Raw genomic sequence first — 10,234 nt, forward strand, 5'->3', positions numbered from 1 at the left:
AGCCGCCAGCAGCGCAGACTAACGGGACCGCGTCGCCATCACCACAACCGCACGCCAATTCTCAAACGGCGAAGTCGGCGAGTGCGGATGCGTCGGGGGAGGGCGTACAATCTGCCGTCGAAGCGGAAGCAAGTCCAACCGCCGAAGCTCTGGCGGAGGCCGCGGAGACTGCATCTCCAGATGAAGAGAGCGAAGCGGCTGAAGCGGCGGTAGTTGCCGAAACTCAGGAAGATTCCGCGGGCGAAGACGGCGCGCATGAAGATGGATCGCCGGCGTTCGGCGACGATCTCGGCGAGGTCTTTGGGCGCGTGCTCGCGCTGTCGCAGATTATGAGTCATCCCGCGTTTCAGCGGGCGACGGAGGGATTCGCGGAGAACGGCCGCGTGTACCTGGTGTATGCCGACGAGGAACTTAAGCCGCTGCGCCGCGGTTCACAGAAGATGAGCGAGCCGGAAGCGATCGCGGCTGCGGTGCAGATCTGCCAGGCGATTTCGTTCGTGCATCGCAAGGCGCTGCGCCTGAACGACATCTGCCCCGAGTCGCTTTCGCTTTCGAAAGACGGGCGAATCAAGCTCACGGGGCTGGACTACGTGAGCAACGACAACGAGCTTCAAGGCGAGCCGATTTTCAACGACGGCTATACCGCGCCCGAGATTTATCGCGGCAAGCGGGTGGACAAGCGCGCGGATATTTTTTCCGCCGGCGCGATTCTCTACACATGGCTGACCGGCGCGAGGATTCCGAGCGAGAGCTGGCGCGAAGAGGCAGGTCCGGTGCAATTCTATCCGCCGCACGTCGTTACGCCGCGGCTGGAGAATGCGATTCGCCGCGCGATCGCTTTCAATCCCAAGGATCGCTGGCCGACCATCGACGAGTTCAAGGCCGAGCTGATTGCGCTCGGCAGCACGATTCGGCTGCGCACCGCGGCGATGACTGACGTTGGCCGCGTGCGCGAGCATAACGAGGACTCGGTGCTGGCGGTCGAGTATACGCGCGAGTCGATGGTTGAGCCGGCGCAGTGTTATTTGTACGTCGTGGCCGACGGGATGGGCGGCGCGGAGGCCGGCGAAGTCGCTTCTGCAATTGCCGTCCAGACAATCCGGAGTTACATTGAAGCCCGGCTCGATACCGCACCTGGAGAAGTTAAAAACGGAGCGGAGTTGCTGACGGGCGCTCTCGAAGAAGCGAATTCTAAAATTATCGAATATGTGGCGAGCCATCCGGAGTCGCGCGGAATGGGTTCGACTGGCGTCTGCGCACTGGTTACTGCCGCCGACGCCGCCGTGGCGTGGGTCGGAGACAGCCGCGGGTATCTGATGGAAGGCACGACGCTTCGGCAGATCACGAAGGATCATTCTCTGGTGCAGCGGCTGGTCGAAATCGGTCAGATAACCGCAGAGGAAGCGCATACGCACGAGCACAAAAACGTGATCACGCGCTCGCTCGGCGCGCGGCAGAGCGGACCGCCGGGCGCCGAGGCGCTCGCGCTAAAGCTGAAACGAGGGGACAAGATGGTGCTCTGCAGCGACGGGCTGACGGCGCACGTCATGGACCCGCAGCTCCGCGACATCCTGACCCGCAACCCGGATCCGTTCGACGCGGCGCGCGAATTAATCGTCGCGGCCAACGCCGGCGGCGGTACCGACAACATTTCAGTGATCGTAGTGTATGCAAGCTAGGCGCGGCCGCCGCGCCGGCGCTTAACCGATGGCAACCTCGCCCAAAGACACGCCGCAGCAAACTGGACCGCTCGCGCCCGGCACCATCCTGCAGGGCCGCTACGCGATCGACCGGCTGCTCGGCGGCGGCGGGATGGGCATGGTTTATCTCGCGCGCGATCAGCGCCTGGCCAATCGTCCGTGCGCGATCAAAGAGATGGTCGATCACTTTATCGATCAGGCGCAGCGGATCGAGGCCAACGAATATTTCGCGCGCGAGGCCGACACGCTCGCGCAACTGAAGCATCAGGCGATTCCCGCGATCACCGACCGCTTCGAGCTCGCCAATCGACACTACCTGGTGATGGAGTATGTCGAGGGACGCAACCTCGAAGAGGAACTAGCGGTGCGCGGCGAGCCGCTCCCCGAGGGGCTGGTGATCGATATCGCGCGCCAGTTGTGCGACGTGCTCGGGTACCTGCACGGGCTGGTGCCGCCCATAATCTACCGCGACATGAAGCCGTCCAACGTGATGCTCAATTCGAACGGACGGGTGGTGCTGGTGGACTTCGGAATCGCGCGGCTGTTCAAGGCGGCGCGCAAGGGCACGATGATCGGCACGCTCGGATTCGCGCCGCCGGAGCAGTACCAGGGCCTGGTCGATCCGCGCAGCGACATTTATTCACTGGGCGCGACGTTGCATTACGTGCTGACCGGCCGCGATCCGGAAAAGTTCCCGCCGTTCAGCTTTCCACCGGTGCGCGATCTTCGCCCTGCCGTGTCGAGCAACCTTGCGGGTGCTATCGATGCGGCGCTCGCGTACGAGATGGACGGGCGGCCGGGGCGCATCCAGGAATTCCGCGACATGATGCTCTACGGACGCGGCCTCGACAGCGCGCGCGTGAACTCGACCAGCGGAACCGGCGGCCTGTCGCAGTACCGGGAACAACTCGAGTTCGAAGACGAGCCGTTCACTCATCGCGAGCCTCGCAGCGGGCTGCGCCGCTCGATTGGCCTGGTAATTTTTCTGATCGTGCTGGCCGGAGCCGCATTCGGCGGGACCTACCTTTATTCAAATCCGGAACTCCAAATGCGGTTCGGACTCAAGCCGCTGTTCGACGGGCTGCCGTGGAAGCATGAGGAGTTGCTGGCCAAGGCGCGCGAGAATCCGCTCGAATTTTCGACCATGACGCTGGCGCTCTCGACGCGGGAGGGCAACGCGCTCGCGCCGCCGCAAGCCAGGTTCAACGACACCGATCTCACCAACGCGCGCTACCTGAAATGGACGGCGACCTTCAAGAATCTGCTCGCGGGGCTGGAAGGGCGCGACGAGAAAGTCGAGGCGCGCTTTTACGATCCCAACGGACTTCAGATCGCCTCGAGCGACACCAATATTTTTGTCGGACCCGCGCAGCAAACCGCCGACTTCAGCGGCGTCGCGCTGATGCCGACCATGACCGCCAAGCCCCCCGGCACCTACAAGGTCGCGCTTTACTCGGACGACAAGATGCTCACGCAGGAAACCTTTGTCGTCAATCAGGACGTGAGCGCGAAGAACGCGGCCGCGGCTAGCGAGGCGGCGGCCGCGGCGGCGGCGAAAGCGGAGGAGCGCAAGCGCGATGAAGAAGCGCGCAAGCTCGCGATGATCGACGAGCGTCGCGCCAAGCCGCTGCAGCTTCGCGCCATCAGCTTTCTCAACACCACCAAGACGGGTACCGCGCTGTCGGGCACGACTGATTCTTTCAGCGTGTCGAAGGTGCTGTTCATTGGGTGGCAGGTCAGCTTCGAGAACCGGCTCTACAAGCTGGAGCCCGGCCAATACCGCGTCGATGCGGCGTATATCGGGCCGGATGGGCGCACGCTCGGCAGCGTCAACGACTTTCAGCCGGTCTCGCCGAGCATGAAGACGGTGACCTTCAGCGGACGGGTCGGCAACTCGCGCGGCGGCGCGTTTCTGCCCGGGACCTACACGGTCAACTTTTATTTGAACGGCCAATACTTCGACGCGAAGAAATTCGAAGTTGTCGCCGACGCCAACCCGAGTCCCTACGCGTCTTACCCGGGCACCGGCGGCGCGATCGGCGGCACGATGGGCGGATCGAGGTCTTCAGGCAACCTTCTCGGGCCGACGATCGCCACCGGCACTATCAGCGGTCTCCGCAGCGGCGGTAATCCCGAGATGGATTTGCGGCTACGTCCGCAGCCCAACGGCTTCCTGCTCGGCGAGCTGGTGATTCATCAGTCAGGCTTCGGCATGACGGCGATCGACGGATACGTGCGCGGCGACCATCTGCAGTTCCAGGTCCCGTACGGCACCGAGACTTATTACTTCGAAGGCGCCCGCAACAACGATCAGATCAGCGGCACTTTCGAATCGACACCGTCGGGAGAGCGCGGCACCTGGGTCACCCGGACCAACTAAAAGAGCTAATTTAATTTGAAACCCACGGTGGGTTTCGAACTTCCTTCGGCAGGGGTGACCCCTGCACACAGTATCTATTACAAAAACGAAGATGCGGGACTTAGTCCCTGTTAGAAGAGAGGAGATTTCTTTCCGCGATTGTTCCCCTTCCCTCGAGGGAAGGGGGTTAGGGGTTAGGTTATCCCGCATCGACCTGCACCCATGCATCGTCACCACACAATTGAGATTTGCGCTTGTACCTGACCCAAGCACGCGCAATGCTGAGGACTACAGATGGCGAGTAACGTCTCCCGCGAAAAACTTCTCTTCTACGCCGCCGCCGGCGCGCTTGGCGGCTTCGCGGCATGGGGGCTCTCGGAGCCAATCCTCGGTATCCGCTGGGTTTACGGCCGCGACATTTTATTCGGCGCACTGATCGGCGCGCTGATCAGCGCGTTTCTCGCTTCGATCGAAACGCTCAGCGTCGGCCAGGTGCGCCAGGCAGCGCGACGATTCGTGCTCGGCGGCGCTATCGGCGCGGTCGGCGGAGCGCTGGGGTTGCTGACCGGCGAATTTGCATTCGACGTACTGGGCGGGCTCAACGGGCGAATCCTCGGATGGGGCGTACTCGGAATCGCGGTCGGACTCGGCGTTGGCTCGGCGTCGGGATCGGCGGCGCGGCGGCGCAATGGCGCTATCGGCGGCGTGCTCGGCGGCGCGGTCGGTGGATTTTTCTACCAGAGCCTGACGACCACCTTTCCGCAGGCGTTCGGACGCGCGATTGCGATCATTATTCTTGGCGCGCTGATCGGATTTTTCATCGGTCTGGTCGGCGAGTTGCTCAAGCGCGGCTGGCTGATGGTCGTGCGGAGCCAAAGCCGCAACGCGCGCGAGGGGCGCGAATATCCGCTGCTCAAAGGCGTGACGATTATCGGCCGTGCCGAGGAAAGCGACATCGGATTGTTCGGCGATCAGAGCGTGCTCGGCAGTCATGCGATCATCCGGCGCGAGGGCAAAAATTTTGTCATCAGTCCGACCGGCGGCCAGATATTCATTAATCGACAGCCGGTGGCGGGCCGCTACGCGCTCAAGAGCGGCGATCGGCTCGAGGTTGGCGGCACGCTGTTTCTCTTCCGAGAGCGGTCCCAGGCGGCGAATCGATAAGGGGCTGGGCGGTCGTGGGGAGCCAGCCGACGTTCAGAACCCGAATCGCGCTCCTCATCACGACCGTTTCGATTCTAACTTCGATGTTTGCGGGATGTTCGACCGTCAACCAGGGAGGCGGCACGCCCGCGGCGCCCACGACCTCGGTCCAGACCCTCGAGTACTACCCGTACCAGGTCAAGGGATACCAAAACAGTTACCCCAAAAAGACCATCCAGATCCTGATACCCGCCGACGCACGCGATGCGACCGCCAACGGTGCGCCGCTGAACGGCAATCCCGCAATCGGCGTGGTTGACGATCAATCGGGGGCCGTAACCGAACGATTGTACAGCTCGGCGCTCGGCCCGATAATCCAGCAAGCGATCGGGCGCTCGGCGGATGAGGCAGGCCTGAGCGCGTCGTCGTCCAGCGACGTCACCTACAAACCAGGAGTTAAGAACACCGCCGAATACGTGCTCGAAAGCAAGATTCGGCGATGCTGGGTGAAGAAGGCCCGCAACGCAAATGGCCAGTATGGTCCCGTCTGGCGCACGGTCGCCGACGTTGCGCTCGACGTCTCGATTTATAAGCCGCCCTTCAGCGTCCCGTTCTGGACCGGAAGCACCACCGACACCTACTATGACCCGCCGGTCGGCTCATTCGGTCTCGGCTCCGAGGACGAAGCCGGCATCTACGACGAGCCGGGCCAGGTGCTGTCGGTCGCGCTGACGCGCTCGGTCGCGGCGATCTTTCAGCGCCAGGACTTGCGCAACCTGATGCTCGAAGACGACATAAAATCCCATTAGCCGTGCGGTTCCAGCGCGGTCTTTGAACAACCGGTTTGTTGGAATAGCTTAGATCGAGCGCCGGATAGTGAATTACCGGGGCGTGCGCGGGTAATGCTTCACAGTCCTCGCCGCGCGGCCCAAATCCGGATCGTATCGTCGTCCGTCAAGAGGGAACACGCTGGATGGAAATCGGATTCGTTGGTCTGGGCAAAATGGGGATGAACATGGTCGAGCGGCTGCGGCGCGACAACCATCAGATTGTCGCGTTCGACCTCGACGATGCAAAACGCAAGGAAGTCTCAACCTTCGGCGCCGACGGTGTCAATTCGCTGAAGGACCTCGTCACCCGGCTCAAGCCGCCGCGCGGCGTGTGGGTGATGGTCCCGGCGGGCGATCCGACCGAGAGCACCATCAACCAACTCGCGGAACTGCTCGAGCCCGGCGACGCGATCATCGACGGCGGCAACACCAACTTTCACGACGACGTCCGTCGCGCCGCATTGCTCGCCGCAAAAAAACTGCATCTGGTCGATGCCGGCACCAGCGGCGGCATCTGGGGTCTCAAGCTCGGCTACTGCCTGATGATCGGCGGCGAGCCGGAAATTTTCCGGCGCTATGAGCCGATTTTCAAAACTCTCGCGCCCTCCGCCAACGGCTACGATCACGTCGGCGGCCACGGCGCGGGTCATTACGTGAAGATGGTCCACAACGGAATCGAGTACGGACTGATGCAGGCGTACGCCGAGGGCTTCGAGGCGATGCACAAGTCGGACTACAAGCTCGACTTGACGAAAATCGCGAACCTGTGGCGCCAGGGCAGCGTCGTGCGCTCATGGCTGCTGGAGCTGACGGCCAACGCGCTCGAGAAAGATCCGGGCCTCAAGCAAATCCGCGGCTACGTCGAGGATTCGGGCGAGGGCCGCTGGGCCGTGCAGGACGCAATCGACAAAAACATCTCGATGCCGGTGATCACGATGGCGCTGTTCACGCGCTTTCGCTCGCGCGCCGGCAAAGGCCAGGGAACCTTCGGCGAGAAACTGCTCGCCGCCCTTCGCGATGAGTTCGGCGGCCACGGCGTCGTCAAGGAATAAGCGCGGGAGCTAGAGGGTTAGTCATTTATGGCTGTGGCTGCAAATAGAAGCGTCGACCTCAATCACCTGCATCCGATCAAGGAGCGCAACCACTACGATCCATGCATCGTGGTGATTTTCGGCGGCGCCGGCGACCTGAGTCATCGCAAGCTGATTCCCGCACTGTACAATCTGTCGCTCGACGGTGAATTGCCCGACAAGTTCGCGATCCTCGGATTCTCGATGGAGGATCTTGACGACGAAAAGTATCGCGCGTTCGCGCTCAGCGGCATCGAGCAGTTCTCGCGTCGCAAGGTCGAGCAGGAACACTGGGCGAAGTTCGCCCCGATGCTGTATTTCAATCGCGGCTCGTTTACCGAAGCCGCCGACTATCAGAATCTGCGCCGCCGATGCGAGGCGATTGACCAGGAGCGCGGCACCGAAGGCAATCGCGCTTTCTACTTCGCGATACCGCCGGCGTTCATTGACACCTGCTCGGAAGGGTTGACGGCGGCCGGCCTGATTCATCCGCATGAGAAGGGGCATCCGTTCACGAGGGTCGTGGTCGAGAAGCCGATCGGCTCCGACCTCGCGAGCGCGTCGGAAATCAACGCCGAGCTCGCGCGCCATTTCGACGAAGGCCAGATTTTCAGAATCGATCACTATCTCGGCAAGGAAACTGTCGAGAACCTGATGGTGTTGCGATTCGCCAACGCGATCTTCGAGCCGATCTGGACGGCGCGCTTCGTCGATCATGTGCAAATCACTGTCGCCGAGGCCGAGGGCGTCGGCACGCGCGCGTCGTACTACGATCACGCCGGCGCGTTGCGCGACATGGTACAGAGCCATCTGCTGCAAACGCTCTGCATGATCGCGACTGAGCCGCCTAATACCACTGGCGCCGAGTCGATGCGCGATGCGAAGCTCGACGTGCTGCGCGCGCTGCGTCCGCTCGGTGACGAGGATATCGAGAAGCGCGTCGTGCGCGGACAGTACGGCGAAGGTCTCATCGGCGGCGTGCCGGTCAAAGCATACCGCGACGAGGAGCACATCGCGCCGGACTCGCAAGTCGAAACTTTTGTCGCACTGCGATGCTGGATCGACAACTGGCGATGGGCCGGCGTGCCGTTCTACCTGCGCACCGGCAAGCGCCTGCCCAAGCGCTCGAGCGAGATCGCGATCTACTTCAACAACGTGCCCCGAATCCTGTATAACGCGAATCCACGCGCGCCGCTGGCGCCCAATATGCTGACCATCAGGATTCAACCCGACGAGGGTCTCGCGCTGCATATCATGTCGAAGGTGCCGGGCTCGCAGACCAAGCTGCAACAGGTCAAAGTCGATTTTCACTACGTGACTTCGACGCCCGAGGCGTACGAGACGCTGCTCAACGACGTCATCGTCGGCGACCAGACGCTCTTCATGCGGCGCGACACGGTCGAAGAAGCGTGGAAATTTGTGCAACCGATCCTCGACGCATGGGATCAGTCGCCGATGGATCCACCAATCTACGCGGCCGGCTCTTGGGGACCGCTCGAAGCGGCGTTGATGATCGCGGCGGACGGCCGCACCTGGCGCACGCTATAGAAAGGAATGCAGATGAGCGGCGGCATCACACTCACGCGTCACCTCATGACCAAAAGCGCGACTGCGATTCCGGTCGCAGACCTCGCGCTCATCATGGAACGCATCGAGCTGATCGCCAAGCGCATCGCGCGCGAGCTCGCCGCCGCCGGTCTCAGCGACGAGCTCGGCTACACCGGCGAGACCAACGTGCAGGGCGAAAAGGTCAAGAAGCTCGACCAATGGGGCAACCAGGTTTTCCTGGACGCATTCGAGCACGGCTACCCGGTATGCAGTCTCATTTCCGAGGAAATGGACGAGCCGCACCATTACTCAGTCAACTGCCGCGACAATAGCTACTGCATACTCTACGACCCGATCGACGGATCATCGAACACCGACGTAAACGGTTCGCTCGGCACTATCTTCGCGGTCAAGAAACGCGCGCCCGTCCACCAAAAAGGAATTGACGACATCCTCGTCCCGGGGACGCAGCAGCTCATCGCGGGCTATATTCTATATGGGCCTGCTGCACAGTTGGTTTATACCGCGGGCGCCGGAGTTGACGTCTTCACGCTCGACCGCACGCTCGGCGAGTTCATGCTGTGGAAAGAGAATGTGAAGATGCCGGGTCACGGCTCTACCTATGCGGTCAATCAGGCTAACGCGGGCAAGTGGCACGAGGAAGCGCGCAAGTTTCTCGCGCATATTACCAGTCGCAAAGACAAGCGTACCAGCTATTCACTCAGATACTGCGGTGCATTCGCCGCCGACTTCCATCGATGCCTGCTCGAAGGCGGAATCTACATGTATCCCGGCGAGGTTGCCGAGGGCGGCAAGGCTAAAGGCAAGCTGCGGCTGATGTACGAACTCGCGCCGCTCTCGATGCTCGCGGAGCAGGCCGGCGGCCGCGGCTCGACCGGCAAAAGTCGAATCCTCGACATCGCAGCCACCGCGATCCACGAGCGGCATCCGATTTACATCGGCAGTGCGGAGGAAGTCGCGCTCGCCGAATCGTTCAAAGTTGAAGGCTGAAGCGAACCGAGGTTTCTGATGGATGGGCTCATCCTGGCCGGCGATGTCGGCGGAACCAAAACCCATCTCGGGCTCTTTCAGCATTCATCCGGCACCCTCGAACTGGTGCGCGAGCATCGCTACGCGACGGCGCAGTTCGCCAGTCTCGAACAGGTCTGTGCGGATTTCCTCGGCGCAGCCGCGGCGGTGAATGCCGCCTGCATGGGCGTGCCCGGGCCGGTCATCGACGGTGCGGCCCATGCCGCCAACGTCGCGTGGCGACTCTCGAGCGCCTCGCTCTCGCGCGCGCTGAAGGGAGTGCCCGTTCGTTTGATCAACGATCTGACCGCGACGGCGTATGGCATGGTTCATCTGACGCCGGCTGAGTTCACGGTTCTGCATCGCGCAGAGAATCCACCTCAGCACGCCAACATCGCAGTGGTCGCCGCTGGGACCGGGTTGGGCGAAGCGGCGCTGGTCTGGGAGGACAACGAAAACAAATATTATGCGGTCGCGTCCGAGGGCGGCCATAGCGATTTCGGGGCGCGCGGCGAAGAGCAGATCGGGCTGCTGCGTTTCATCGCGGCCGAATTC

8 protein-coding genes are annotated in these 10,234 nt (G+C 62.2%); all 8 read left to right on the forward strand.

Annotated elements, in window-relative coordinates:
* On the forward strand, window positions 1-1,679 hold a 1,679-nt coding region (locus VIW95_RS14300), incomplete at its 5' end, for a Stp1/IreP family PP2C-type Ser/Thr phosphatase (RefSeq protein ID WP_331587686.1).
* A gap of 28 nt (window positions 1,680-1,707) precedes the next feature.
* A complete protein-coding gene (locus tag VIW95_RS14305) occupies window positions 1,708-4,080 on the forward strand; it encodes a serine/threonine-protein kinase (RefSeq protein ID WP_331587688.1) in 2,373 nt (790 codons plus the stop codon).
* A gap of 273 nt (window positions 4,081-4,353) precedes the next feature.
* Window positions 4,354-5,223 (forward strand): FHA domain-containing protein, encoded by an 870-nt coding sequence (locus VIW95_RS14310; RefSeq protein WP_331587690.1) that lies wholly within the window; start codon window positions 4,354-4,356, stop codon window positions 5,221-5,223.
* A gap of 14 nt (window positions 5,224-5,237) precedes the next feature.
* The gene (locus VIW95_RS14315; protein WP_331587692.1) at window positions 5,238-6,011 is read left to right on the forward strand and encodes a hypothetical protein; all 774 of its coding nucleotides are present in this window, start codon (window positions 5,238-5,240) and stop codon (window positions 6,009-6,011) included.
* Window positions 6,012-6,175: 164 nt separating this feature from the next.
* The gene (gene gnd / locus VIW95_RS14320) at window positions 6,176-7,084 is read left to right on the forward strand and encodes a phosphogluconate dehydrogenase (NAD(+)-dependent, decarboxylating) (RefSeq protein WP_331587694.1); all 909 of its coding nucleotides are present in this window, start codon (window positions 6,176-6,178) and stop codon (window positions 7,082-7,084) included.
* A gap of 27 nt (window positions 7,085-7,111) precedes the next feature.
* A complete protein-coding gene (zwf, locus tag VIW95_RS14325) occupies window positions 7,112-8,650 on the forward strand; it encodes a glucose-6-phosphate dehydrogenase (RefSeq protein WP_331587696.1) in 1,539 nt (512 codons plus the stop codon).
* Between the two features lie 12 nt (window positions 8,651-8,662).
* A complete protein-coding gene (locus VIW95_RS14330; RefSeq protein WP_331587698.1) occupies window positions 8,663-9,661 on the forward strand; it encodes a class 1 fructose-bisphosphatase in 999 nt (332 codons plus the stop codon).
* Between the two features lie 18 nt (window positions 9,662-9,679).
* On the forward strand, window positions 9,680-10,234 hold a 555-nt coding region (locus VIW95_RS14335; protein WP_331587700.1), incomplete at its 3' end, for an ROK family protein.

It is taken from the genome of Binatus sp. (SeqCode), from assembly GCF_036522015.1.
Classification (GTDB): Bacteria; Desulfobacterota; Binatia; order Binatales; family Binataceae; genus Binatus.

What these genes read in the sequence shown, in the direction of transcription:
- gnd (WP_331587694.1), top strand. Translation starts at nt 6,176, where the DNA reads ATGGAAATCGGATTCGTTGGTCTGGGCAAAATGGGGATGAACATGGTC.
- VIW95_RS14310 (WP_331587690.1), top strand. Translation starts at nt 4,354, where the DNA reads ATGGCGAGTAACGTCTCCCGCGAAAAACTTCTCTTCTACGCCGCCGCC.
- zwf (WP_331587696.1), top strand. Translation starts at nt 7,112, where the DNA reads ATGGCTGTGGCTGCAAATAGAAGCGTCGACCTCAATCACCTGCATCCG.
- VIW95_RS14305 (WP_331587688.1), top strand. Translation starts at nt 1,708, where the DNA reads ATGGCAACCTCGCCCAAAGACACGCCGCAGCAAACTGGACCGCTCGCG.
- VIW95_RS14330 (WP_331587698.1), top strand. Translation starts at nt 8,663, where the DNA reads ATGAGCGGCGGCATCACACTCACGCGTCACCTCATGACCAAAAGCGCG.